Annotated in this window: 25 protein-coding genes; 13 read left to right on the top strand and 12 right to left on the bottom strand. The window is 62.7% G+C overall.

The features are described from left to right. Positions 1–2 precede the first annotated feature (2 nt). From EKO19_RS30675 to EKO19_RS30695, 5 genes are read right to left on the bottom strand one after another with little or no spacing between them, the layout of a single operon-like run. Positions 3–902, bottom strand: coding sequence for a DUF58 domain-containing protein (locus tag EKO19_RS30675; RefSeq protein ID WP_129781227.1), 900 nt, complete (start codon positions 900–902; stop codon positions 3–5). Then, entirely contained in the window at positions 899–1900 is a 1002-nt protein-coding gene (locus EKO19_RS30680; protein WP_129781228.1) for an AAA family ATPase, read from the bottom strand. Before EKO19_RS30680 ends, EKO19_RS30675 begins: the two co-directional genes overlap by 4 nt. After that, positions 1900–4155, bottom strand: a complete 2256-nt coding sequence (locus EKO19_RS30685; RefSeq protein ID WP_129781229.1) for a tetratricopeptide repeat protein — start codon at positions 4153–4155, stop codon at positions 1900–1902. The genes EKO19_RS30680 and EKO19_RS30685 overlap by 1 nt, the downstream gene beginning before the upstream one ends. Further along, positions 4152–5096 (bottom strand): caspase family protein, encoded by a 945-nt coding sequence (locus EKO19_RS30690; RefSeq protein WP_129781230.1) that lies wholly within the window; start codon positions 5094–5096, stop codon positions 4152–4154. The genes EKO19_RS30685 and EKO19_RS30690 overlap by 4 nt, the downstream gene beginning before the upstream one ends. Further along, a complete protein-coding gene (locus EKO19_RS30695) occupies positions 5063–7339 on the bottom strand; it encodes a hypothetical protein (RefSeq protein ID WP_129781231.1) in 2277 nt (758 codons plus the stop codon). Before EKO19_RS30695 ends, EKO19_RS30690 begins: the two co-directional genes overlap by 34 nt. 117 nt (positions 7340–7456) lie before the next feature. Here EKO19_RS30695 and EKO19_RS30700 point away from each other — a divergent pair, with 117 nt between their 5' ends. The 5 genes from EKO19_RS30700 (at position 7457) to EKO19_RS30720 (ending at position 11176) form a co-directional block, all read left to right on the top strand. Continuing rightward, positions 7457–7882 (top strand): encapsulin-associated ferritin-like protein, encoded by a 426-nt coding sequence (locus EKO19_RS30700; protein ID WP_129781232.1) that lies wholly within the window; start codon positions 7457–7459, stop codon positions 7880–7882. After that, positions 7879–8706 (top strand): family 1 encapsulin nanocompartment shell protein, encoded by an 828-nt coding sequence (locus EKO19_RS30705; RefSeq protein ID WP_129781233.1) that lies wholly within the window; start codon positions 7879–7881, stop codon positions 8704–8706. The genes EKO19_RS30700 and EKO19_RS30705 overlap by 4 nt, the downstream gene beginning before the upstream one ends. Positions 8707–8898: 192 nt before the next feature. Further along, entirely contained in the window at positions 8899–9834 is a 936-nt protein-coding gene (locus EKO19_RS30710; RefSeq protein ID WP_129781234.1) for a LysR substrate-binding domain-containing protein, read from the top strand. Positions 9835–10130: 296 nt separating this feature from the next. Then, on the top strand, positions 10131–10481 hold the full coding sequence (locus tag EKO19_RS30715; RefSeq protein ID WP_129781235.1) for a hypothetical protein: 351 nt from the start codon (positions 10131–10133) through the stop codon (positions 10479–10481). A 230-nt stretch (positions 10482–10711) separates the two neighbouring features. Beyond that, complete coding sequence (locus EKO19_RS30720) at positions 10712–11176, top strand: DUF5658 family protein (RefSeq protein ID WP_129781236.1); 465 nt, start codon at positions 10712–10714, stop codon at positions 11174–11176. Here EKO19_RS30720 and EKO19_RS30725 read toward each other — a convergent pair whose 3' ends face one another. Continuing rightward, positions 11177–11581, bottom strand: a complete 405-nt coding sequence (locus tag EKO19_RS30725) for a hypothetical protein (RefSeq protein WP_129781237.1) — start codon at positions 11579–11581, stop codon at positions 11177–11179. It abuts the gene before it with no gap. Positions 11582–11798: 217 nt separating this feature from the next. Between EKO19_RS30725 and EKO19_RS30730 the strand changes: the two genes are divergently transcribed. From EKO19_RS30730 to EKO19_RS30740, 3 genes are all read left to right on the top strand, one after another. Next, on the top strand, positions 11799–13856 hold the full coding sequence (locus EKO19_RS30730) for a response regulator (protein ID WP_129781238.1): 2058 nt from the start codon (positions 11799–11801) through the stop codon (positions 13854–13856). Positions 13857–13871: 15 nt separating this feature from the next. Continuing rightward, on the top strand, positions 13872–14552 hold the full coding sequence (locus EKO19_RS30735; protein ID WP_129781239.1) for an alpha/beta hydrolase: 681 nt from the start codon (positions 13872–13874) through the stop codon (positions 14550–14552). A gap of 74 nt (positions 14553–14626) precedes the next feature. Then, positions 14627–14764, top strand: a complete 138-nt coding sequence (locus EKO19_RS30740; RefSeq protein ID WP_129781240.1) for a DUF3096 domain-containing protein — start codon at positions 14627–14629, stop codon at positions 14762–14764. 73 nt (positions 14765–14837) lie between these two features. Here the strand turns inward: EKO19_RS30740 and EKO19_RS30745 are convergent, their stop codons facing one another. Beyond that, positions 14838–15230 carry a UrcA family protein gene (locus EKO19_RS30745; protein ID WP_129781241.1) on the bottom strand — a complete coding sequence of 131 codons (393 nt, stop codon included), beginning with the start codon at positions 15228–15230 and terminating at the stop codon, positions 14838–14840. Positions 15231–15529: 299 nt separating this feature from the next. Between EKO19_RS30745 and EKO19_RS30750 the strand changes: the two genes are divergently transcribed. Continuing rightward, positions 15530–16600, top strand: a complete 1071-nt coding sequence (locus EKO19_RS30750) for a sensor histidine kinase (RefSeq protein WP_129781242.1) — start codon at positions 15530–15532, stop codon at positions 16598–16600. A 24-nt stretch (positions 16601–16624) separates the two neighbouring features. Then, complete coding sequence (locus EKO19_RS30755) at positions 16625–17449, top strand: LytR/AlgR family response regulator transcription factor (RefSeq protein WP_129781243.1); 825 nt, start codon at positions 16625–16627, stop codon at positions 17447–17449. Here the strand turns inward: EKO19_RS30755 and EKO19_RS30760 are convergent. Together EKO19_RS30760 and proS are read right to left on the bottom strand one after the other, a co-directional pair. Continuing rightward, the gene (locus EKO19_RS30760; protein WP_129781244.1) at positions 17400–18314 is read right to left on the bottom strand and encodes a DMT family transporter; all 915 of its coding nucleotides are present in this window, start codon (positions 18312–18314) and stop codon (positions 17400–17402) included. The genes EKO19_RS30755 and EKO19_RS30760 overlap by 50 nt on opposite strands. A 113-nt stretch (positions 18315–18427) precedes the next feature. Further along, the gene (gene proS, locus EKO19_RS30765; protein WP_129781245.1) at positions 18428–19999 is read right to left on the bottom strand and encodes a proline--tRNA ligase; all 1572 of its coding nucleotides are present in this window, start codon (positions 19997–19999) and stop codon (positions 18428–18430) included. A 157-nt stretch (positions 20000–20156) separates the two neighbouring features. Between proS and EKO19_RS38965 the strand changes: the two genes are divergently transcribed. Continuing rightward, positions 20157–20399, top strand: coding sequence for a helix-turn-helix domain-containing protein (locus EKO19_RS38965; protein WP_217705714.1), 243 nt, complete (start codon positions 20157–20159; stop codon positions 20397–20399). A 3-nt stretch (positions 20400–20402) separates the two neighbouring features. Here the strand turns inward: EKO19_RS38965 and EKO19_RS30775 are convergent, their stop codons facing one another. Genes EKO19_RS30775 through tagH form a run of 3 tightly spaced genes read right to left on the bottom strand, consistent with a single transcriptional unit; the run spans position 20403 to position 24256 of the window. Beyond that, positions 20403–22109 (bottom strand): serine/threonine-protein kinase, encoded by a 1707-nt coding sequence (locus EKO19_RS30775; RefSeq protein WP_129781247.1) that lies wholly within the window; start codon positions 22107–22109, stop codon positions 20403–20405. A gap of 42 nt (positions 22110–22151) precedes the next feature. After that, positions 22152–22877, bottom strand: a complete 726-nt coding sequence (locus tag EKO19_RS30780) for a PP2C family protein-serine/threonine phosphatase (protein WP_217705715.1) — start codon at positions 22875–22877, stop codon at positions 22152–22154. A 5-nt stretch (positions 22878–22882) separates the two neighbouring features. Next, positions 22883–24256 (bottom strand): type VI secretion system-associated FHA domain protein TagH, encoded by a 1374-nt coding sequence (gene tagH, locus EKO19_RS30785; protein WP_157995511.1) that lies wholly within the window; start codon positions 24254–24256, stop codon positions 22883–22885. 206 nt (positions 24257–24462) lie between these two features. Here tagH and EKO19_RS30790 point away from each other — a divergent pair, with 206 nt between their 5' ends. Then, on the top strand, positions 24463–25032 hold the full coding sequence (locus EKO19_RS30790) for an SRPBCC family protein (RefSeq protein ID WP_217705716.1): 570 nt from the start codon (positions 24463–24465) through the stop codon (positions 25030–25032). 117 nt (positions 25033–25149) lie between these two features. Further along, the gene (locus tag EKO19_RS30795) at positions 25150–25926 is read left to right on the top strand and encodes a hypothetical protein (protein ID WP_129781250.1); all 777 of its coding nucleotides are present in this window, start codon (positions 25150–25152) and stop codon (positions 25924–25926) included. The last annotated feature ends 1 nt before the right edge of the window (position 25927 follow it).

The raw sequence follows: 25927 nt of genomic DNA on the forward strand, positions 1-25927 counted from the left end.
GCTTAGGTCCGGCCTTCCCTGAGCAGCAAGTAGCGCCGAAGCGCGTTGTCGAGAGGCTCGTCCGTGGTGATCAGCATCTGATGCGCGCCGACGTTCGCAGCGGCACGTCGCAACGACTGTAGATGCGCATCGAGCCGTTGTTTGTATTCGCCGGCCAGGTACTCGGGCGAAACATTCAGCGTTCGCTGCGTCTCGACGTCCTCGAGCAGTACGGACTCGCGCCAGTTCGGATTCATCTCCTGCGGATCGAGCAGCTGGAACAACATGATGTCGTGGCCGCGATACGCCAACGGCTGCACGGCCCGACTCATCTGCTCCGGGTTGCAGTAGAGATCGGAGATCACCGCGACCAGGCCACGGCGCGACAGATGCTCACCGAATCGCTGGAAACAAGCTTCGAGATCGGTGCCATTGCCGGGCGTTACCGCGTCGATGGCATGGATCATCGCGGTCAGGCTGCCTGCGCGGCTGGTCGCCGGCCGGAACGTTCGCACCTTCTCGTCGAATACGATGAGCCCGACCGGATCGTGCTGACGCGCGGCCAGGTAGGCGAGCGCGGCGGCGAGAAACTTCCCGTACTGAAGTTTGGTGACGGAGTGCGAGCCGTAACCCATCGACGCGCTCGCATCCAGCAAGACCATCAATCGCGTGTTGGTCTCGCCTTCATAGCGGCGGATGTACGTGCGCTCCGTGCGCGCGTACACGTTCCAATCGACGAAGCGCGGATCGTCGCCTTCGACGTAGGCGCGATACTCCTTGAACTCCTGACTGAAACCGTAATGCGGCGAGCGGTGCAGACCGGTGAGAAAGCCTTCCACGGCGGTGCGCGCGATCAGCTCCAGATTCGCAAGTCCGGCCAGCGTTTCCGGCGGCAGCAGACGATTGGAGACGGCGGCGTTCACCGGTTGACGACCTCTCGCAGCACTTCGTCGACGCTCTTGCCGTCCGACTCGGCCTGATAGTTGGTGAGCACACGATGCCGGAGCACGGGCAGCGCCAGCACTCGCAGATCGTCCTCGGTCACGTGATAACGACCTTCCATCAATGCACGTGCCTTGCCAGCCAGGCACAGGAACTGAGTCGCACGAACGCTGGCACCGTAACGAACGTAGCGACGCACAGCTTCAGGCGCATTCGCTTCACGTGGCCGAGTGGCACGCACCAACTCCACAGCCTTCCGTCGCACTTCGGTCGAGAGCGGCACCTGTCGCACCAACCACTGGAACTTCACGATCTCCTCGGCGTTGGTGCACGGTCGCAGCTGCGGCCCTTCCAGTCGCGAGGTGTTGCGATCGACGACTTCCATTTCCTCCTCGGCGCTCAGGTAATCGAGCAGCACGTTGAACAGGAAACGGTCGAGCTGCGCTTCGGGCAAGGGATACGTGCCTTCCAGCTCGATGGGATTCTGAGTCGCCAGCACGAAGAAGGGCTCGCCGAGCGTGTGGGTCGTGCCACGCACGGTCACCGAATGTTCCTGCATGGCTTCGAGCAACGCCGCTTGGGTCTTCGGCGGCGTGCGATTCACTTCGTCGGCGAGCAGCACGTTCGCGAACAACGGGCCCGGCACGAACGTCCAGCGACGATGCCCCGTGGTGATGTCTTCTTCGATGATGTCGGTGCCGGTCACGTCGGTGGGCATCAGGTCGGGCGTGAACTGGATGCGCTTGAACGACAGGCCCAATGCCGACGCCAGCGTCTTCACCAGCAACGTCTTCGCGGTGCCAGGCATGCCGGTAATCAAACAATGGCCGCCGACCAGCAGCGTCAACAGCAAGTAGTCGACCACTTCGTCCTGACCGACGATGACGCGGCGGACCTGGTCGCGGATCGCGCCGATGCGATCGCGGAAAAGATTCACCAGCGCGGCGGTTTCCTGCTCGGTCGCGACCACGTCGTTCATCAAGTGCGCTCCTCGATCATTTTCAACAGCAGGGCCTGCGCCGGTTTGAAATGAGGCGCTGTGGCGAGTGCATCCAGCAAGTGACGGCGGCTGCCCGCCTTATCGCCCATCTCACGCAAGGCGCGCGCCATTCCGTAGTGAGCCGGCGCTTCATCCAGCGTATTGAGTGCGAGCAGTGCCTGGAACTCGCGTAACGCTTCTTCAGCGCGGCCCGCGGTCAGCAACCGTTCGCCCAGTTGTGAGTGCACGTCGGCGTTCAGCGGATCCGAATAGTTCAGAGACACCATCAAGTCGGTGGCTTCCTGGGCCCGACCCGCTTCGTCGAGCCAACGTGACAGCTCACGCAGAGCGAGCGGATCCCAGCCACCGGCGCGATGGTAGGCCTCCAACGCGGCGATGGCTTCGGGTCGCCGATTCAACTTGTCGAGCGCCTTGGCCAGCATCAGGTGCGGGCTGTCGCCGCCGACGTGTTCGGGATAGAGCGCGACCGCGCGACGCGCGGGTTCGATCGCATCGGCCCACCGTTGTTTCTGAATGGCCTGACCCGCCGCGCCCTGTTGCTTCTGCCAGTCCTCGAAGTTCGCGAGCACGGTCTGGAAGCGGTTGCGCACGAAGGCATCGAACTCCTTGTCGAAGGCCGCCGGCGCGATCTTGAACGTGGCTTCGATGGCCTGCGCCGTCGTGCGCTTGCCGTCGAACTGCCGCAGCAGTGCGCCGAGCTGCTCGAAGCCCCAGCGCTGCTCGATGAACAGGCACACCAGGCCGGACTGCATGTACGACACCTGCACCTGGCCGGGATAACTCGGGCGAATGAATCCGGAGTCCAGATCGGCGACCGGCAGGAATTGTTTCTTTTCGAGCGCGGCAATGGCTTCCGGCGGGACCACGACACCCGGCGTCGGGCCGGTGCGCCACTCTTCGAACACCGAGATGCCTTCGCTCAACCAGCGCGGCACGTAATGATCGGTGAGCTCCAGCGTGAACACGTGCGCCATCTCATGCCACAGCGTGCTGCCCCAGTGGAACTCACTCGTCGAGCGACTCGACGGACTGTCCATCGCAACGACATAGCCGAAGGTGACACCCAGCAGCCCGATGCCGGGCAATGCCGCCACACGCACGGCAAAGTCGTCATGATCCGGATACAGCTCGACCGTCACCGTTTCGCGCGGCTTGAATCCGTAACGCTGCGTGAAGCTTTGAATGCTCCGGCCGGTGAGATCCAACACATACGGCCGCAGGATTTCGGACTCCTTCTTATGCAGGCGCAGCCGGACTTGATAAGTATCCGGGCCGATGACGACCGGATCCTCGCTGATCGAGAACTCGTCGATGCGATCCAGCAGGCGCAATGAGTTCACCGTCGTCGGGCTGTAAGGATCGCCGGAGTAGGCGGCCTGCAAATGCGTACGCGCTTCGTCGACGATCCCGAGTCTGAGCAGATTCGAACCCAGCTCGGCATGCGCGGCCCACAGATCCGGCTGCACCTCCACCGCCCGGCGCAACAGCACGGTCGCTTCCTTATAACGACGCCGCATGATCTCGAAGTGCGCGAGCTGCTGATACACGGCGCCATAGCGCGGGTTGTAGTCGAGAATGCGCTTGATCCATTGATCGGGATTGCCACCGCGCGACATCTCCAACGACGCGCGCAGCGTGTAGACCTCGAGCGGCGGCAGCTTGTCCTTGTTGACCACTCGCATGGCGCGATCGAGCGCTTTCTCGGCGTCGTCGAGCTGGCCTTCCTCGAGATCCATCGAAGCGGTGAGCAGATGGCCTTCGACCAGATCGCTGTCCTGCTTCAGCGCGTCCTCGACCAGCGGCCGCGCCTGCCCTTCGAAGCGCTCGGCATAGACGCTGGCCAGACCGAGCTTGGCATGCACGTCGTTGGGAAAGACCTTCAGCGCTTCGTTGAACAGGTCGGCGGCGTCGGAATACTGATGCGTCTGAAGAAACAATCGCGCCCAGCGCACGCGGGGCTGCACGGCGCGCTCATTGCTTTGTACAGCGTCACGGAAAATCTGATTGGCACGCTGAATATCACCGAGCGCCCAGGCGGCTTCCGCTTCGACGATGGGCGTTTGCGATTCGAGCAGCTTCGTGTAGCAAGTGCGGGCTTGCTCGGTACGACCGCGATACCGATGTTCATCACAGGACCGCAGCTCGACGGCGCGGCGGGGGTCGTAGTCGATCGACTGCGCGCCAGCCGTCGTGCCGAGTAACAGCAATACCAAAGTGGCAGTGCGGGTCATCATGGCGTCGCGCCTCCACCAACTTTGGCATCGATCTCCCGCTGCAGCAGCGCCAGGCGCACCAGCACTTCTTCCAGCTGGTCGTAATACTGTGTATCCGGCAGCGAGGCTTTTTGTTCCTTCACCCGGTTCAAGTCCTGCTCGATGGTGCCTCGTTGGGTCAGCAACGCCGCCACTTCCGGGTTGTCCGGCGCCAGCGCGGCGGTCCCCAGCCGTGCAATCGTAAAGCGGGCGGAGTTGTCGCCCTCCATACGTGCGTGCTCGGTCGCCATCGATGTCTCCGCCTTGAAGGCGGCTTCGACTTTGCCGTTCGCAAACGCATACGCTTCAGCGGCCGTGACGATCTGATCCTTGTTCGTGTCCGCTGCGTCCGACGCGACCGCTTCCGCCCAGTACTGAGCAAAGCGGGTTGCGGTCTTTTCACCGCCGCTCTTGGTCGCCGTAATCACCACGCGTTTCGGTTTCCGCCAGCGCTCGATAACGGCGCCGCTGGCGCTGGTGGCATTGATGATCAGTTGATCGCGCGCGGGCAGCTCGTCGAACAGGCGCGCCAGATCGGTGTCGGTGAGATCGGGACCGGGCAGATTGAATCGATAGTTCTCGCCGTCGAAGCTGCCGTGACCGATGAGCACGATCACGACCGAGTCGTTTGCATTCATGCGCGAGGCGAGCGTCTTGAATTCGCGCCGGACCGCGTCGGCCCGGGCCGCATCGCCGCTCAACGCAATGACATTGTTGGTACTGCCGGCCGCCGTCTCGGCCGCGCCAGCGACCGCCGCCGCCTGCTCGCGAAATTTCTGTTCGTACGCCGGCTCGCCGCCCAGACCGGCAACTACAAACGTGTAGGTCGCGGCGGACGCCGGCAGTGCGCAGGCCGTCGCGAGCAAAGCGGAGATGAAGCGCGCCTCGTTCACAGTCGCCCCCAGCGCAATCGGAGCAGCCATTCACCCAGCTTCAGCGCCAGCAACACCAGGAACACGATGGGCAGGTTCCACAGATCCAGCGTCTGCCGCTCGACGATGCCGGCCTTGGAATAGGGAATGGCTTGAGACAACGCGGCTAGATCGCGCAAGGGCCAGTAACGTCCGCCGGTGACATTCGCAATACGTTCCAGCAGAGCGCGATGCTGATAAGTGGCGAAGTGCTCGGCCACGCCGTCGTTACGCAGCACGTGCGTCACGGCCGACCCGACCTCTTTGTCTCCTGAACGTGCGCTCATCTCGATGCGATACAGGCCGGTGGAAGCGGCATCGAGGGTCGTGGTGTAACGGCCATCGTTCTGCCCGGAGGGTTGCATGAGCTGCTTGAACGGCGTGTCGCGTTCAGGCGCCACCTGTAATTCGACCGTGGCATCGCTGATGGGTTCGAAGCGCTCGTCATGCACTTCCGCTTCCAGCCGCACCGTGCGCTCGTCTTCATACACCGTGCGCTCGCCGTTCAGGGTGACGCGAGCGGGCGCGGTCGCTGAGATGGCGTGCAACAGCTGCCGCCAGAATATTTCATGACTCTGATCGTCGGACGGCATGCGCATCTGCCAGCGCATCGTGCTCGCCGTCGCCAACACATAAGTAGCGCCGCGCCCGTAATGCTGCCAGATCAGCAAAGGTGAACGGCCTTGTTCACCGTTCGCTTCGAGCAGCACGATGGCACCGGGCTTCAAGCGCCCCAGCGCCTGGTAATCGGCCAGCGGCGGCAGATTTTTCCAGCGTTCCAGATTCTTGCGCGGATCGATGTCGAGCCGGGGTATCGACGACTCGGCGCCATACAGGGTCAGCACCGCCTGACCCGGACGCTGAACGAATTGTGACGGTTGCTTGCCCGTGAGCTGAATGGGCAGCGTCTGCGCCAACGCGGCGTTCTGCCAGCCGCCGGCCGCCAATCCATAGCGGCCCGCCAGCATCAACACCGTGCCGCCGCGCTTGTCGACGAACTCTTTCAACAGCCTGTGTTGCTCGGCGCGCAGCCCGGCCGCTTCATAACTGCCGATGATGACCGCGTCGTAACCGAACAACTCGGCCGGATCGGACGGAAAGCCGTCGACCAGCTCGTCCGGCGTGTTCACGCCCTGGCGATAATGTTTATTGGTCGTGGTGCGGACGATGCTGGCGACTCGCAACGCGCGATCGTGATCGACGGCCCGGCGCAGGAACTTATATTCCCAGCGCGGCTCGCCTTCGACGTACAGGATGCCGCGTCGGGTGGCGGGGACATTCACGACCTGAGTACGCGAGTTGTTGATCACGTTACGCTCGCCTGCCAATGGGTCGAGCACGAAGCGCAGTTCATGCGTGCCGGCCTGGCCGGCGGGCAAGTCCAACGAAAGCTGAGTGGTGGCGGCGTCGGGACGCAACTTGATGTCGCGAGCGGCGACCAGATTGTCACGATCGTAAACGCGCAGCCGGGCTTGTGACGCACCGTTGTGACGAATGCCGATCTGCGCGTCGATGGTGGAACCGGCTGGCGCCGAGCCCGCCACTGCGACGCGCTCGAGCTCCAGATCGTCGGCCACTCGCTCAGGGCCGAGACCTACGGTATGAACGGGCACGCCATAGGACGCGATCTCGGCGAGACGCTCTTCGCTCAAGGTGTCGCCATTCTCCGCGCCGTCGCTGAACAAGATAACGCCGGCGAGGGGCGCGCTGCCTGCACTTTGTAACACTTGATGAAGCGCGTCGCCGATGCGCGTCTGCCGGCCGGGCGGCGGCATCGCTTCGAGATTGTTCAGCGGCGTGGTGGACTGCGCGAATCCAAACAGGCGCACGGCGAAAGTTTTTTCCAGCCGCTGCAAGGTGCCGTTCTGTAACGCGGCCGCGACTTCCTGAAGCCGCGATGTACCGGCATCGCCGTACGCCATGCTGGCGGACGCGTCGACGGCGATGGCCAGTTCGTTCTCACGATCGCGTACCCGTTCGACGTTCAGGACCGGACGCCACAACAGACACAGGATCAGTGCCAGCAACAGCGTCTGCAGAACACCGACCGGCACCACCATGCGCCAGCCGAGCGCGCGTCGCCGCCACAGCGACCAGGCCACCAGCGCGGCGGCCACCAGAATCGAAGTAATGAGCAGCCCTATCGGCCATGCGCTCGCAAAGGCGAACGTGCCGGTTCGATACGCCCAAAGGGGGTGAGTGAACAGCCGCTCGAACACCGTCCAGTAATAGTGGATGCGCCGCCTCAAAGGCAAGCCACAATCCTGCTCAAAATCGTGAAGAAGCGGTGAGGGGCAGTTTTCCTTCAGGAACCACGGACGAGTTCATGCGTACTGGTTTGACGTACCCGAACCCGAGCGCGTTCAGCCACCATGTCTAGCGAATCCTTGCACGAGAGCGCCAAGGCGCTGCAGCCCGAGACCATCGACCGGCATCGCGCCGTGTCCTCGTTGATGGAGGAATTGGAGGCGGTCGACTGGTACGACCAGCGCATCGACGCCGCCACCGACGAGGAGCTCAAACGCATCCTGGCGCACAACCGCGACGAGGAAAAAGAGCACGCCGCCATGGTGTTGGAATGGCTGCGTCGGAAAGATCCGAAGCTCGACGAGCACCTGCGCACCTACCTGTTCACCGACAAGTCCGTGCTCGATATCGAGCATGAAGCCGAACATGGCGGCGCCGACGGCGGAACGGATGCAGGCAATGGCTGCCTGGGCATCGGCAGTCTGCGGGGGGAACACCAGAATCCGACTCGGGAAGTGGCCAAGCTGGCGGGCACAGGAATCAAACCATGAACGAGCTGTTGCGCGAGCACGCCCCGATCTCCTCCGAGGCGTGGCAAGAAATCGACGCCGAAGCCAAGCGCACCCTGAAAACGTTGTTGGCCGCGCGCCGTCTGGTGGATTTCAAAGGTCCGCTGGGCTGGAGCTGCGCCTCGGTCTCGACCGGTCGCACCCGGACGTTGTCGCCGTCGTTGCAGGATGGCGTGGTGTCGAAGCTGCGGCTGTCGCTGCCATTGATCGAAATCCGGATTCCTTTCGAGGTGGATCGCGAAGAGCTGGACGCGATCGGCCGCGGCGACACCAATCCCGATCTCGATTCAGTTCGCAACGCGGCCCGGGCCGCAGCGATCGCCGAAGATCGCGCCATCTTCCGCGGCTATGAGGCCGGACACATCGACGGCATCTTTCCCGCCGCCGGCGCTCATGGGCTGACGATCCCCACCGATTACGGCGCGTATCCCGACGTGGTCGCCGAAGCCACCCATCGATTGCGCAGTGAAGGTGTCAGCGGTCCGTATGGAATTGCACTCGGCCCTCGCTGTTATACCGGCCTGACTCGCAGTACCTTGCGCGGCTATCCCATCATCAATCATGTGCGCGAGCTGGTGGATGGCCCGATCGTCTGGGCGCCGGCTGTCGATGGCGCGGTCGTGATGAGTCTGCGCGGCGGCGACTTCGAGCTGATCGTCGGGCAGGATTTCTCGGTGGGTTATCTGGATCACACCAGCACCTCAGTGCTGCTGTATTTGCAGCAGAGCTTCACGTTCCGAGTACTGTCACCCGAAGCCGCCGTGCCACTGACTTACGCGGCGGTGGATGTCACTCCCGCGAAGTAAATGCGCGGCTGAAATTGACGAATTATTAACAAAGCGTGACATAAGCCTTTGACCGCACTGTATTTGCGCGCGGTCTGATCGAGCTGCCAGAGCGTGGGGCGGCCGTCGCGCTCCACGCCGGCCGATCACGGCCGGAGCCCGCGGAAATCATGGGTTCTGCGGGACGGCACGGGACTTGCTCTCCGGAAACCCGTGACCACCTTTCCCGTGCCCGAGTTGCCGCTTCGACGGCCTGCGACCATGCGCCTCCCCTCGCTGAAGTTCCTGAAGACCTTTCAAGTCGCTGCCGCGCGCCTGAGCTTCAAGGCTGCCGCGGAGGAGCTGTGCATTACGCCGTCCGCGGTCAGCCACCAGATCAAGGGGCTCGAGGAGCAACTCGGCGTAGCACTGTTCGAGCGCGGCCCGAGCTCGCTGACGCTGACGGAAGCCGGCGAGAGTTATTTGCAGCACCTGGAGACGGTGTTCGCACGACTCGAAGCGGTCACCGAGCAGTTACGCATTCGTTACGGCCGCGATGTGGTTCGTCTGCACATCCCGCCGTTCTTCGCGACCGAAATGTTGTTGCCACGCCTGCCGCTGTTTCTGGAAGTGCGACCGGATACGGACGTACATATCAATACGGTGTCGGGGCCGTTGCAGTCGCATCCCCCCGAAGCGGATCTATCCATCGTCGTCGGCGCCTCGCCGGAAGAGGCGCACGACCACAACTGTCACAAACTGTTCTCGCAATCGTTTGTACCGGCGTGCTCGCCGAATTTGTTACAGCGCGTGCCGATCGATTCGGTGCAGGATCTGAACAAACATACGTTGATCATTCACGAAGCGCGCCGTGACGGCTGGCAGCGCTGGGCGCAAACGCTCGGCATCAATCTGCGACCGAAGAGCATCGTACGTTTCGACTCCATGAATACAGCAGCGGAAGCCGCCGAGCACGGCGTCGGCGTCGCGCTGGTTTCGACGCGCCTCGGCAACGAACGCTTCGCGCAAGGCACTTTGGTGAAGCTGTTCGATCGCGAGCTGGAAACCGGTGAGAGTTATTTTCTGATTCTGCGCAAGGAAGATGCGGCACGGCCCAACGTCAAAGCACTGACGGAGTGGCTGATCGAGGAATTCAGCGTCGCGGCCTGATCCCGCGCACGGCTTCTTAGATGCACCCATCGGCCGCGCCGCAGGCGCAGGCCGATGGAATATCCAGATTCCCAGGGGCGAGTATTTGTTTCAGCCGCGCTTCAGCGGAGGCGGGCGCGCGCCCATTTGTTTCTATTTTGTTTCCGAGTCAGGGAATGTCTGCATGAGCGCGTTTGTTGCCAGCATGAAATCTTCTCGTTTGTCGGCCTGACTCGCGGGCTCTAGATTGGCCCCATTCCATAAAGAAACGTTCCAGGGGATTGGAGTTTTTCTTTTAACCCTTTGGAGTGATCGTCATGAACAAGCTCAGCACCCGTCTCACCAAGTCGATATCCCTGGCCGCCGCCACGCTCGCGCTCGCCGCGCCGTTCACCACCCAGGCTCACAACTACGATGCCGCGATGGACTCGTGCATCAACGCGTTCGTCGCCTCCAGCCTGCCGAAAGAACAGCCGGTGAAGATCAAGAAGGAAGACGCCGTGAACAGCCCGATCAGCATTCACTCGCGTGCCTACAAGATCGTGGTCAGCGCCAAGGGCTTGGAAAGCGGCAAGAACATTGCCCGCGGTACCTGCATCGTCGATCGCAGCGGCGCGGTGATCGCGCTGAACGGCAAGCCCATCACGCAGAAGCTGGCCGCTCGTTAATCACAGCCTGATCACTCCGGGAGGCGTGCGCGTCTGACATCCCCCTGCAGTAACGCGCTCGCAAGGACGCTCCTCCCGGAGTGTTTTCTGATAATTTTCTCGACAACCTCCCCTGGTCGCGACTTTCTTTCGCGACTGATTACGGTAACTTCAGCCCATCGCATTGCACTCTTCGCGCACACTGACCGGGCCGAATTGTCGAGAGTCGAGGCTCCTGATCCATGCACGCAATGGAACGCGTCCCCCATGAACGTCGCAGCGGTGTAGAACGCCGTGAACACAACGTCGCTGCTTATTGGCGAGGCGCGCTGAATCCGCGTCGCCGAGCGGGACGTCGTGCGACCGATCGCGTCTATACCATCATCGATTGGCACTCACCGCGCGTGCTGGCGCTGGTGCTGCTGATCCTCGGCATGTCGTCGCTCGATGGCGTGCTGACGTTGATGCTGATGTCGCAGGGGGCGAGCGAAGTGAACCCGGTGATGGCGCTGTTCGTGCCTCACAACCTGGGCTGGTTCGCGGCGATCAAGCTGACGCTCACCAGTCTAGGCGTGGCCGTGCTGGTGATTTGCGCGCGGATGAAGCTGTTCAGGTTGTTCCCAGGCGAGCTGTTGCTGTACCTGGTCGTCGCCGGTTACGCCGTACTGATGGGCTACGAGCTGCACTTGCTCGCGAACCCACCGCTGGCACTTTGATTATTTGCTGGTGGCGCCGGCCCGATAGCCGCCGACATACCAACGGAAGGCGAAGTAGGTCCACGCCGAGAGCGTGCCGCAAACCACCGCCGTCACGAAGTGCGCGCCGTCGAACAGGCGCGCCGCGATCACGATTCCACCGAGCATCGACAAGGTCGCCTGCCCCAGGCGCAACTCCCAACGATCCACATAGTGCATGTACGCCGGCGAGGATTGGGCGATACGGGTGCGATGGGGATCGAAACCAAACACATGAGATAGCGCGGTATAGCTGCCGACGCCGACCATGCTCCACAGCGCGACGCGCCACAGATCCACGGGCTTGCCGGACAGCGCGGCATAAACGACCGCGGCCACCAGAAACAAAGCAAAAGCGATCAGTGCGTGCAGCTTGCGCGATTGCATGGGATGAAACCGATTGAGGGAAGTGCGGCCAGATATAGCGCCATCACTTTGCCATTTCTGTGAGCGCGGTCAAAGCGCCGCGCCCTGAGTCTGCGGTTGCCTCTTTCCGCAAGGCGCTCCCGGTGGATTACCTACGTCGCGCATCCAGTTGCCTACAGCTATCTCACAACCGGCGCGCAAGGCAAAATAGCGGCCTTTGGCCGGACGAGAACAACTAATGCGATTCTTCCGGCGCTCGCTGATCACTCTGGGGGTTGCCGCGACGCTGCCCACAGTAGTGTTCGTCGCGGTCGGCGCTTTTTATTTTTTACGTGCGGAGCGGGCTCGTGTCGAAGCCGACACGCTCGGCCGCAGCGAGATCGCGACCATGCTGGTCGACGGTCGCCTGCGCCGTGATCTGGCGGCGCTCGGCGTGCTCACCAGTTCGGTGGATCTGGCCAAGGGCAACATGCGGGAATTCTATTTTCGCGTGCAGCGAGTACAGACGGCCAATCCCGCGTGGCGCACGATCGTTCTGATCGATGCACTCAGCGGGCAGGAATTGTTCGATCTGCGCCGCCCGTTCGGCGAGCCCGCGCCACTCAGCGAAGTGCACGCGCAGGCACTGAAGGACATGCGCCAGACCGAAATGCCCATGGCCGGGTCGATTTCGCCGCCGCCTGAAAAGCTCGCCTGGGTGTACGCACCCGTCAGCGGCGAAGGTGAATTGCGTTACATGCTCGGCGCGGGCATCGAGCCGCAGGCCTTTCAGGAACTGCTGAAGGCAGTGGCCGTGGCCGGCACGACCGCAGCTGTCGTCGATCGGCACGGTCAGTTCGTGGCGCGAACCCTCAACTTCGAGACCCGCGTCGGCACGCCAGCCACCGAGTTCGTGCGCAAGGCCATCAAGGAAGGAGCCAGCGGCTTCTATCCAGGCACGACCTACGAGGGGCTGAAGAACTACACGGCGTTTCATACCTCGCCGTGGTCGCAATGGTCGGCGCACCTGGCGGTGGCGTCGACGGCCATCGATGCGCCGACCACGTGGTCGTTCGTTGCCGCCGCCCTGGCCGCACTGGGGGCATTGATCCTCGGCGGCACGCTGGTTCTGCTGATGGCGCGAGACATGGCCGAGCGGCGCCGTGCCGAAGAAACATTGCGTCAGTCCCAGAAAATGGAGGCGGTGGGCCAGTTGACGGGCGGCATCGCCCACGACTTCAACAATCTGCTCACGGCCGTGATCGGCAATCTCGATCTGATTCGCAATCGGGTGAAGGACAACGAACGGCTCAGCAGGCTCGCGGACAACGCACTCGAAGCCTCCCGGCGTGGCGCCAAACTCGCATCGCAATTGCTGGCGTTCTCCCGCAGCCAACGGATGGCGGTCGGCCCGGTGGATCTGCAGCAACTCTTCAATGGCATCAGCGGCCTGCTGGCGCAGTCGGTCGGTCCCGCGATCGAGGTGCGCATGGAACTGGACCCCGATGCACGCGTGGTGATGAGCGATTCCAATCAGCTCGAGCTGGCGCTGCTCAATCTCGCGGTGAATGCGCGCGACGCGATGCCCGGCGGCGGCAAGCTGATCATCAGCGCTCGTCGCGCCAACGTCGTCGATCGACATCTGCCGAAGGGCGACTATGTGCAGCTGTCAGTGACTGACACCGGCGTCGGCATGACTGAAGAAGTGCGAGCACGCGCCATCGATCCATTTTTCACCACCAAGGCGGTGGGCCACGGCACCGGCCTGGGCCTGTCGCAGGTTTACGCGGTGACTCGCGAGTCGGGCGGCTCCCTCTACATCGACAGCGAAATTCACCAAGGCACCACCGTTTGTCTGGTGCTGCCGCTCGCACCGAGCGATGCCATTGTCGTGCCGACGGCAATACCGGATACAGCAGCACCGTCGGAAGCTGAACCGGAGCCATCGACCAAGAGCGCTGCCGTGCTGGTGGTCGACGACGACAAGCTGGTGCGGCGATTCATGAGCGAGTCGTTGCGTTCGCTGGGCTACGAGGTGCGGGACACGGATAATGGCGTCGATGCGTTGATCCTGCTCGACGCCCAGCGCTTCGATCTGCTGCTGGCCGATTTCGCCATGCCCGGCATGAACGGCGCGGATCTGGGCAAAGCGGCGCAGATGAAACAACCTGGACTGCCCGTGCTGATCGTCTCGGGCTATGCCGACAGTGCCGCGGTGGAAGCGGCGCTCGGCACGGCCCGACAATTGCGCAAACCGTTCGACATGGCCGAGCTCGGCGCCGCCGTGGCGGAACTATTGCGATCCCGCGAGCCTTGATGACTCGGAGCTGACATGCCTCATACGACTCGAGAATCCGCTGATGCCGTGGTGTTGACCCCGGCCACCGCGCCCGTCGCGACGGTCATCTGGCTGCACGGGCTCGGCGCGGACGGTTTCGATTTCGTGCCCATCGTCGATGAGTTGCATCTGCCGGCGAGCTTGCCGGTGCGATTCATATTTCCGCACGCCACACCGCGCCCCGTGACCATCAACAACGGCTACGTGATGCGTGCCTGGTACGACATCAAGGGCTTCGGTCCCGAACGTGCCGAAGACGATGCCGGTATTCGCGAATCCGAAGGCGTCGTGAAGAAATATATCGAACAGGAAATTGCGCAGGGCATTCCGGCCAGCAAAATCGTGATTGCCGGTTTTTCACAAGGGGGCGCCATCGCGTTCCAGACCGGCCTGCGTTATCCGCAACGCCTTGCCGGCGTGATGGCGTTGTCCACTTATCTGCCATTGCGCGCCTCGGTCGCTACCGAAGCGTCGGCCGCGAATCGCGATGTGCCGATCCTGATGTGCCACGGTGTGCACGATCCCATCGTCCCGGCACAGCTGGGCGAGGCGTCGCGCGATGAGTTGCAGAGCCTGGGCTATCGCATCGAATGGCACACCTATCCAATGGAACATTCAGTCTGCCTGGAAGAAGTCACAGACATCTCCCACTGGCTGCAGGCGCGCCTCGCCTGAGTGTTCGAGGGGAACAATCCGCCGGGTTCTGACGTACCGCCTGTGATCCTTTCATCACAAACAAAGGCGCGGGTATGTACGTCAGCATCGGTCCCCTGGTTGCCCTGGTCGCCGGCATTCTGATCCTGGTCCTGCCGCGGCTGCTGAATTTCATCGTCGCCATCTATCTGATCATCGTCGGCCTGCTCGGGTTGTTCGGGCCGCGACTCTAAGTCCGGCGACGCGCCAGTCGCAGCTGGCAACGTCGCCTATACAAGCAACCATCTACCGATGCTGCAACCATCGTTAGATGCTGGCTTGGGACTTCGTGGAGCGGCGGGCGAACCGATACTTGTCATCGGCCGCGTAAGCCGCTTTTACCGCTGCATGGCCGACCGTATCGACGGCGCGGGCCAGCGCGTCCTGATAGCAGACGTTGTACAGCTTCATCTTCTGAAGATTCCGCAGTTCCTTGTACTCGCCGCAGACATTGTCCGAAGCGCGCTGCAGACGGCCGTACAGTTTCTGCGCGTCGGCCTGCTTGGAAAGATCGAGATCGCCGTAGCGCACCGTGGTGGTGGCGGGTCCGACCACATCGGTGGACACTTCACCGGCATGAGCGGCGACGCCGAAGCTCAGGGCAGTGACGGCACAGGCGGCAACGTAACGCGCAACGCGGAAGGTCTTGTGGCTGGACATGATCGAGTCTCCTCTAACTTCGCTTCTCTTTGGCTACCGTTCATCGCGCGCTTGTCCTTGAGATGCGAGGCATCCGCCAAGGGTTGCAAGCGTCGCGAGAATTTTTCCGGGCGCGAAGTTTGATCGGTCGCGGCGCGCACTCATTCCTTCTTCTCATCGCGCCGGCGCATCGCTTGGACGCACACGCAATTGTCGCCACAACGAGCTGAAATGGGCGCCTGAGCACGGCTTGCGACCGGGCGTGCCATCAGCGCGACGAAACGATGGAATGCGTTGCGGCACTTGCTTACAGTGGCCGCATGGACCTCGCCCAACTGAAACAAAATAGAAACGCGCTGTTCTGGTCCCTGCACGTGCTCGGCTGGAGCGGTTACGGCGTGTCCCAATACGTCGGCGCTTTGCTCTACGGCAAGCCGGTGTCCTATGTGCAATACATCGCCGTCGCCGCGACGGCGGGCTGCATTCTCACGATGCCGATGCGCTACATCTGCCGGTGGCTATGGATGAAGCAACCGGTTGTCACGTTCGCGGGCAGCCTCGCCGCCGCCTGGGCTACCGCCTGCGTCCTGCGTGTGATCATGAACTGGTTCTACCATCGCTACGTGGAGCCAGAATGGCCCATGATGCACTGGCACGAATACCTCAGCGGTGCCTTGAGCTCGACTTATCTGATCATGTGCTGGGTCGGCTTGTACTTCGGCGTGCGGTATTACGAGCTGTTGCAGTCCCAACGCATCGCCACCCTGCAGGCAACCTCGCTGGCGCAGGAAGCACAGCTCAAGATGCTGCGTTATCAGCTCAATCCTCACTTCCTGTTCAATACGCTGAATGCGATTTCCACCCTGATTCTCGACAACCGCAACAGCACCGCGAACAACGCGGTCACCGGTCTGTCGGAGTTCCTGCGCTACACGCTCGACCAGGACCCGATGAAGAAAGTGACCGTGGCGCAGGAGATGGACGCCCTCAATCTGTACTTGAACATCGAGAAGATGCGGTTCGGCGAACGGCTGCGCCTGGTCTACGCCATCGAGGATGCGGCCAGTGCCATGCTGGTGCCGAGCCTGCTGATCCAGCCTCTGATCGAGAACGCCATCAAGTACGCGGTCTCGCCCCGGGAGCCGGGCGGACAAATCCGGATCGGCGCGCACGTCACCGGGGGTATGCTCCAATTGGAAGTTGCCGACGACGGCCCGGGCATGATCGATGCGACCCGTTTGGCCAATGGTCGTGGCGTCGGTATTCGTAATACTCGCGAGCGCCTGCAGGTGCTGTACGGAGAACGCGGCACCGTGGCAGTGACGAACACCGACCCCGGTCTGCGGGTGTCGCTGACGTTTCCAGCGGAACGCGCCACGACCCCGGCCTGAGCGGGCAGTGGCATGAGCAGTGCCATGAACGACCCACCAATTCGCACCCTCATCGTGGACGATGAAGAGCTGGCCCGGCGCGGCATCGAGCTGCGTCTGCAGGGACATGCGGATATCAGCATCGTCCGTCATTGTGTCAACGGTCGCGAAGCCATCGAAGCCATCGTGGCGGAGCAGCCGGATCTGATGTTCCTGGACATCCAGATGCCGGGGCTGTCGGGCTTCGACGTGCTGGCCCGAGTGCCTCAGGAATCGTTGCCCATGGTGATCTTCGTCACGGCTTACGATCGCTATGCGCTGGATGCATTCGAGGCCCAGGCCATCGATTACCTGCTCAAGCCCATCAACGACACACGCTTCGTTCAGGCGCTGGAACGGGTGCGCAGCCATTGGCAGCAGAAGAATGCGCTCAGTCAACGCGAGCAATTGATGAAGTTGCTGGCGAGCACACAAGGGAGCGGCCAGGTGGACGAGCAAACGTTACGGGAATATCTGCACGCCGAGCGTCAGCCGCAGTATCCGCAGATCCTGCCGATTCGCGATGACGCGGGCACGGTCCGCATCGATGTGAAAAGCATCGATTGGATCGATGCTGCCGGCGACTACATGTGCGTGCACGCGGACGGGCGCACATACGTGTTGCGGGAGACGATGAAGTCGCTCGAGGCCGTGCTCGATCCGAAGCTGTTCCAACGCGTGCATCGCTCGACCATCGTCAACGTGTCACGCGTGCGACGGCTGCGACCTCACACCAATGGCGAATACTTCCTGACGCTCGACGACGGGCAGGAAATCAAGCTCAGCCGTTCTTATCGGGATCGGGTAGATCAGCTGCTGCAGCGTCGTTAGCGGGACGCACCAGCCAGGGATGCAGGAACACCGCCGACACCACGATGGCCACGCCTAGATAAAAGCTGGGGCTGAGCTCGCGCTGCTCGCCCAGCAAGACGATCGCCATCACGATCGCGTACACCGGCTCCATATTGAGCGCGATCGCCGTGGAGAAGGCGCTCACGTGACGAAGCGCCGCCAGCGACAGGGCGAAGGGCAGAAGCGTGCAGCCCATCGCAAGCACGGCGAGCAACCACGCGTCGCGCACCGGCGGCAAAATGAACACGGTGTCCGGCGACAGCACCGCCGAGATCACGGTCATCAACAGCAGACCCGCACCGATTTCCAGGCCGGTGACCGCGAGCGCATCGGAGTTGCCGATGAAACGTTTGTTGAGGCTGGCGAAGATCGAGACCAGCAGGGCGCCGAACACTCCCACCACGATGCCCAGTCGCATTTCCGTGGGCGTTCCGCCCACCACCAGCGCCACGCCCGGAATGCAGGCGAGGCCGAACAGCAGTTCGCGCATGTCGAAGCGGCGACCGACCAGGAACGGCTCGATGAAGGCCAGGAACACCGGCGACATTGCCAGGCAGGTCGCGGCGACCGAGGCGTTCGCCAACCGGATGGAGCCATAGAACGCCAGCCAATGCAGCGCGACGACCATGCCGATGCCGGCGTAGATCGCAATCATCCGGGGCGGCAGCGTAGACAACCCTCGCCAGAAACGCGGCACCAGCACCAACGCACCGGTCACGAGCAGCATGCGCCACCACACCAACGCCAGCGTGCCCAGGGAGATCAACTTGCCCAGGATGGCAGTGAATCCCCACAGGATGACGCAGAAATGAATTTGCCAATTGGCGCGGGAGACCGCGGACATGGAAAGACCTTGGGCGACAGTCGCCATCCCGGCCAAGGATGGCGACTGACAATTGACGTTGGTCGCGGCCGAAACGCCGGCGCTCGCTGGCAGCGCCGGCGTGCGGGATCAGTTCAATACGCCTTGGCCCACACCACCCGCTGCGGGCTCGGCTTGCCGGTGAACGGGCAGGTGCCGGGCTCGCTCTTTTCCAGCGGGATGCAGCGGACCGTCACGCCCAGTTCCGACTTGATCCGCTCTTCGACATCGGCATCGCCGCTGAAGTGGGTCAGCGCGAAGCCGGCGTGAATCGGCGTCGGTGCGTTCTCGGGCACGCTGGGCGCGGTGAAATATGCGTAGAACTCTTCCTTGGTGTCGATGCGCTTGGTGAACTGCTCGCGATACGCCTTCGCGCGCTCGTACAACCCATCTTGAATGGACTGCAGCGTCGCGCCGATCGACGCCACGAACTCGCTGCGCGGGATGCTCTGTTTGTCCTTCGGCGCGCGATCACGACGGGCGACGAACAACGCATCCTTCTCCAGATCGCGAGGGCCGACTTCGATACGCACCGGCACACCTTTCTTGATCCAGTTCCACACCTTGTCGCCGCCGCGCTCATCGCGCTCGTCGACCACGACGGCAACCGGACGATCGACGTAACGCTGCGCGCGCAGCTCGCCCGCGACCTTGCGGCAATACTCGATCACTCGAGCCTTGTCCTCATCGGAGCGGTAGATCGGCAGGATCACGACCTGCACCGGCGCCAGCTTGGGCGGCAGCACCAGACCGTCGTCGTCGGAATGCGTCATCAGCAGGCCGCCGATCAGGCGGGTCGACACGCCCCAGCTGGTGGTCCAGGCGTGCTGGTGCTGGCCGTTCTGATCCAGGAACTCGATGCCGCTGGCCTTGGCGAAGTTCTGGCCCAGGAAGTGGCTGGTGCCGGCCTGCAGCGCCTTGCGATCCTGCATCATGGCTTCGATACAGAAGGTCTGCTCGGCGCCGGGGAACCGCTCGCTGGCGGTCTTCTCGCCTCGAACCACCGGCACGGCCATCCACTCTTCGGCGAACGTCGCGTACACCTCGAGCATGCGCATGGTCTCTTCCACCGCTTCTTCCTTGGTCGCGTGCGCGGTGTGGCCTTCCTGCCAGAGGAATTCGGCGGTCCGGAGGAACATGCGCGTACGCATTTCCCAGCGCACCACGTTGCACCACTGATTGATCAGCAGCGGCAGGTCGCGATAGCTCTGCACCCAGCGCGAGAACGCGTCGCCGATGATGGTCTCGGAGGTGGGACGGACGATCAGCGGCTCTTCCAGCTCGGCGGCCGGGGCCGGGCGCAGCTTGCCGTCCGGGCCGGCTTCCAGCCGGTGGTGCGTGACCACGGCGCATTCCTTGGCGAAGCCGTCCACGTGCGCCGCTTCCTTCTGCATGAAGGACAGCGGGATGAACAGCGGGAAGTAGGCGTTCTGATGGCCGGTGGCCTTGAACATATCGTCCAGCGCCCGCTGCATGTTCTCCCACAGCGAGTAGCCCCACGGCTTGATGACCATGCAGCCGCGCACCGGCGAGTTCTCGGCGAGATCGGCGCCGCGAATAACCTGCTGATACCACTCGGCATAGTTTTCCTCCCGGGTGGGAGTGATGGCGGTCTTGGCGGCTTTGCCGCCCTGGCCCGGGGCGGCGGTCTGGGGTTTGCTGCTCATACTCTCGAGGAACTTTGCGTGCGCTGCCGGCATAGCACCGGAAAGGGCGCGATTACAGCAGATTTTCGCGGCCAGACGAAATCCGGCGACGGTATCCGAAGTTGGGATAACCGGAGCGCCGGAATATAGACACGGGCGTCATACGGAGCCCGCCGTCTTGAAGTCATTGCGCACACCTGCTCATTTCCGCCTGCTCGAGTTGCTGCTCGCCGCGCGCGAGAAAGCCGGTTTGACTCAACAGCAGCTGGCGGATCGTCTCGGCAAACCCCAGAGCTTCATTTCGAAGTATGAAGGCGGCGAGCGCCGCATCGATGTGATCGAGTTCATCGCCATCGCGGATGCGTTGAACCTGGATGCGAGCCGCGCCATCCGGGATGTGCGCTCCAAGTATCGCGCTTGATCTTTATCTGGCGGCGTCGACGACCGGCGCGTACTTGCGGAAGTGAGCGCTGAGGTCCTGGAGTTTGTTTGCGATCTCGTGGCGCCGCGCCGGATCCTGTTTGGTGACCCGTAGCGCTTCATCCGCCGCACGGTTCAGTGCTGCAACAGCTTCTCGATTGCGCGGGTGCAGGTCATACGCCTTGGCGTAACTTGCCAGTGCCACTTCGATCGCATCGGCGAAACCTTCGCGCTCATAGAATGCCCACGCTTCGTTGCCATCGTTCATGGCGCTGCGAAACAGCTGCTGATCCGCCGCCGGCAACTCGCTGAAGGCGATGGCCGGGCTGGTTTCCAGGTAGTTTTGATACCAGAAATAGCCGGCCGTCAGCGCCAGCACGGCGCTCGCCGCCAACGTGATCTTTTGCAGTCGCGTGACGCCGCGAAATGCCTTGAGGAACTCACCCGCGTTCTGCGGCCGGTCCTTGCGCTCGAACGACAGGCAGCTTTCGATCGCGCGCGCCTGCTTGCGCTTCAGCCCTTTCAGCGGCGCGGGCTTGATATTGAGCTTGCGAGCGTTCGGCGCGCTGTGCCGCTGATACGGATGAAAACCCGTGACCAACTCGTACGCGATGATGCCGAGCGCATACATGTCATCGGCGGGATGCGGGTCGATGCCTGCGACCATTTCATCGGTCGCGTACGCCTCGGTGTACGCACCGAGCTCGCCCGCATCGAACTCATCTTTGTTTTCTTCGGTCACCGAGCTCGGTACGGCACGCGCGATACCGAAGTCGAGAATCTTTGCAGTGCCATCCGCGGCAATGAACACGTTGCCGGGCTTGAGATCGGAATGGACGATGCCTTTGCGATGCGCGTACGCCAGGCCTTCAGCGATGCCGCGAATGATGGGCAGCGAAAATTCGGCACCATTGCCCTTGCCGCGACCCTCGCGAACGATCGAGTCGAGGGAACGGCCTTTGAGCAGCTCCATCGTCATGTAGACGGTGTCGCCGTCGCGATCGAAGTCGAACACCGTGACGACGTTCGGATGCGCGAGCGTCTGCGCCTTGCGCGCTTCCCGCTGCAAGGCCATGAACGACTGCGGATGACGCGCGAAGTCCGAGTTCAGCACTTTCAACGCAACGTGCGGGTTCGGGTCGCGCGCTTCCAGCTTGCGCCGGTCGATGGCACCGAACACCAGGCCCATGCCGCCTTTGCCGAGCATGTGTTCGAGCACGAAACGCTGTTTGATGACCGAACCCAGCTCGAGTGGCCCCGCCTGCTCGGGCTGCGGCGGTTCAGAGTGAGCCAATGTTCCAGACGGCCCGCGCTCTGGCGCCTTGAGGGTAGCGGCGAACGCCGGATCCTGGAGCGTGGCCGCAAACGCCGCGTCCGAATCCTGAGCCCGGCGGCCAGCCTGAAGCGTGGCTGCGAACGCCGCGTCTGTATCCTGGACCGGGCGGCCGGCCTGAAGCGTGGCGGCGAACGCCGCGTCTGAATCCTGGGCTGGGCGGCCCGCCTGGAGCGTGGCGGCGAACGCCGCGTCTGAATCCTGAGCCGGGCGGCCCGCCTGGCGTGTGTTGGATGCCGTGTCCCGGTCCGGCTGGCGGACGAGCGTTCCGTCGGGCTCCGGACGCACCAGCGTGTGCAGCTCCGTTCCTGAGCGCACCAGGGTGGCGTTGGGTTCGGCCGGGCGCAGCTGGGTTTGTTCTTCGTCCGTGGCTTTCATGGGGACGCCGACTCTTGCAAACGTCAGCCGCTTCTATGCCGGTCAGGTCGCTTCGACCACGACGACCGTCACATTGTCGCGGGCGCCCGCTTTCAGAGTGGCGTCGATCAGTTTCCGGGCGGCGGTCTTCACCTCGTCGGACGACAACGCCGACGCGATCTGCGCGTCGTTCAGCTCTCGCGTCAGACCGTCGGAGCACAGCAGGTAGCGATCCCCGAGGCGCACGCGATCCTTGCGGATGTCGAGCGTCAACGTAGCTTCACCGCCAACCGCGCGAGTGATGGCATGGTCGGCTTCTTCGTCGGGATGCTGCAGGTTCAGTTCGGCGGCCCAGGTGTGATCCGTGGTCAGTTGCGTCAACTGACCCTGGCGCCAGCGATACACACGACTGTCACCGGCCCACAGCACGGCAAGCTCGGTGCGCCGGACCACCATGACGGTCACGGTGCTGCCACTGACGATGGGATTGATGGGCCGCACCGACGCTTCATATAGACGACGATTCACATCGCTCATGCGCTGGCGCACGGCGCTCACCGCTTCATCGAGCGAGCCGTCGCCGGTCAGCAGCTGCAACCCTTCGCATACCATGCGGCTCGCGACATCACCATCGCGATAGCCGCCCATGCCGTCGGCCACGGACCAGACGCCGGCGGCGTGCAATTCAACGAATGCATCCTGATTCGTCGCACGGAGCTTGCCGACGTCTGTCAGGCCCGCGGAGACGTAGACGGGGTGAATGTCCTCTTCCACCAATGTTTCATCCATGAATGTCACTGCCCTACCGACCGGCCGGATTTCTTCAGCCGCTCCAGTTGCTCTTCATAGGCGCGCGTGAAGGCGTCACCGAACAAAGTACGGAAGCCGGTTTCGGCGTCCTTGCTCAGCTCGCCGTACTTGTCCCGGAACAGATCCCAATACCGCATCTTGCCCGGCACGCCGATGATCGAGCCCTTCATCTGCCGGTCGAACTCCTCCTGCATCCGCTGCGGATCGAACTGCGACAGCATGGACTCGAACGCCAGGCGCATCGCGGTCTGCAACGCCGCCTGATGATCGCGCACATCACGGAACGCATCCTCGAAGGCATCCGCCGGCTGCAGATACGCCGGATTGTGCTTCACCAGCAGATTGTGGAAAGCGTCATCGACGTTGGCGGAGAACTTCAACGGGTTGTTGGCCGCCGCTTTGAAGGACGTGCCACGCATGCGCAAGTCGTCTTTCATGCGTTCGCGTGCTCGCAGCGCTTCCATCACGCCGCCGAGCGCGATCCGCAAGATCTCACCGAGCATGCGCGCCGATTCAACGCTCGGTTCGAGGCCTTCGATGCCCGCGGCATCGAAGAGAGATTTCATTTGAGCGTCGCCACTCTCGGCACGCGCGCGCGGCGTGGGCGCGCTGGGCGCTTCTTTGACGGCCGGCTTCGGAGCGACCTTGGCCACCGGTGATGGCGGTCGTTGCGGTTGCGGACGAGGCGGCGGAATCGCGACCGTGGATTTCACAACCTCAGGCCGGTGCCGTGACGGAACCGCTGGCGGCGCCGGCTTCTTCGGCTCTGCCACTTCGGCCATGCCGAACCATTCGGTGGCGTGATCTTCGCCGGCCTCCTCGTCCTCGTCTTCCTCCTCATCCTCGTCGTCATCGCGCCCTACATCGCGGATCGTTGAGTCCTGCAGGATGGTCTTGTTCCGGTTCGCCAGCAGGCTTTCAGTTCTGTCTTCCGCGGCCGCCGGGGTCGGCGCGGCACCACGACGGGGCGGCGGCGAGACGAGCTTCGGCCCGCCGTTCTTCAGGACCGCGAACGGATCGTTCCGCAAGTCTTCGGTGACGTCTTTCTGGATGGAAACATTGATCTGATATGCATCGATGTAAAGCAGATCGCCATCGCGCAGTTGCTGCGGCTGTCCCCGTGTCAGTCGATTGTCTGGCGAATTGATGAACACCCCGTTGGTGCTGGTGTCCTCGACGAAGTACTTGCCATTGACGTAGCGGATCAAAGCATGCCGGCCCGACACATACGGGTCGGGGAATACCCAGTCATTGTCCGGCAGGCGCCCGATGGTGCCGCCGAGGGCCTTGAAGGTCTTGCGACCGGCGGTGCCCATCGCCTGGGCCTGCGGGCCGGTCACTTCGAGGGTGAGAATCATGCGAACCCACTGCCAGTCGATGGATATCCAGTCGATTGAATTACTATTTATCCGAGCCGTGACGCTACGGCCCCGTCCCGGTGTTGACCGGTTCGGCATTACACCAGCTGACCAAGCATCGCAGTATCGGCCAGAGGTCTGCAAGAATGATGAGTAAAAGCCCACAGTTCCCAAGCAGAACAAGGATTTCGGCGCGTCGCGCTGGATTGTTACAAGCACTGTCCCGCGCACTCGCCGCGGTATTTCTGTGCGTGGCGGGGCTATGGTCGCAGACCGCACCGGCCGCCGAGCCGCAGGTTACCGAGGGATTTATCAACGCATCGCCGGCCGAGGTATGGCGAATCTTCACGACCGCCGAAGGTTACAAACAGACCGGCGCCGCGGCTGCGGATATCGATTTCAAGATCGGCGGCACCATCCGCTCGCACTACGATCCCAAGGGCCGGCTGGGCGATGCCAATACCATCGTCAATGAAATCCTGGCCTTCGAGCCGGAGCGCATGCTGGCGATCCGGATCAAGCAGGCGCCGGCGGACTTCAAATATACCGACGCGATCGCGGGCACCTGGACGGTCATCTATCTGACACCGGCCGGGGACATGACCCAGGTGCGCATCGTCGGGCTGGGCTACACCGATGCGCCGCAGTCCCAGGCCATGCGCAAGTTCTTCGCCGAAGGCAACCGCTGGACCCTGGACCACATGGCCAAGCCTTATTGGCCGAAATGCGCAAAGTGTGTGGCGGACCAGGAGGCGGCAAAGTCAGGGACGCCCTGACACTGACCAAAGTGTGTGCCGCGTCTCACTCTTGTGGGATTTTGCGGACTCTCTCGACATTTCCGCCTACTGGCATTTGTTAACCTCCGCCGCGTTATGGCAATCGAGCCGGCGCGGATGGATCGCAAGTACATCGAAAACGAGCATGTGGTGGATCGCTACCTGTCCGGCGATCTGACCGTGCGCGAAGCGCGCGACTTCGAGAGATTCTGCCTCGACAACCCGGCCTTCCTGCAGGCGCTGCCCATTCCAGTGCGTTTGAAAACGCGGCTGGCGCGCCGGCCGGTGGACGGCAGCGAAACGGGCGTGTTCGACGCCATTCCCTCCAGCTCCACCCGGGCCGTGCTGGAAGAAGCCGACGATGGTTTCGATCCCGAAGAAGCACGCGAGGAAATGCGCCGGAGCAGCGGCGGCGGCGCCAGTCGCGTCCTCGTGCTGGCGCTGGGCCTCGGCATGTTGATCGCCGCCGGTGCGGCAGTGATCTTCGGTCTGCAAGCGCGCGCACTCACCGAACAATTGCAAGGCGCACACAACGAGCTCACCAGCGCACAGATGCAGCCGCCGGGCAGTGTGCAGCGATACAAACTGCAGATGGTGAAGAACAAGCCGTCGAGTCCGACCTTCGCGCTCGGCTGGCTCGACCCGGCACAATTGCTGGACATCGCCGTCGACGCCACCGAAGGCAAGATCCAGCAGTTTCAAATCACCATCGACAAGTCCGACGGCGTGCGGGTGATGCAGATCAAACGCATCATGCGCGACTCCAACAAGGAAATCCGTTTCAGCCTGAACTCATCCGCGTTCGGCCCGGGCGATTACCTGGTGAAGGTCGAAGGCTACAACTGGCGCGGTCAGACGGAAGACGTCGGCTGGATGATGCTGGGTTTGAAGTAGC

Source organism: Peristeroidobacter soli, from assembly GCF_004138485.1.
Taxonomy (GTDB): Bacteria; Pseudomonadota; Gammaproteobacteria; order Steroidobacterales; family Steroidobacteraceae; genus Steroidobacter; species Steroidobacter soli.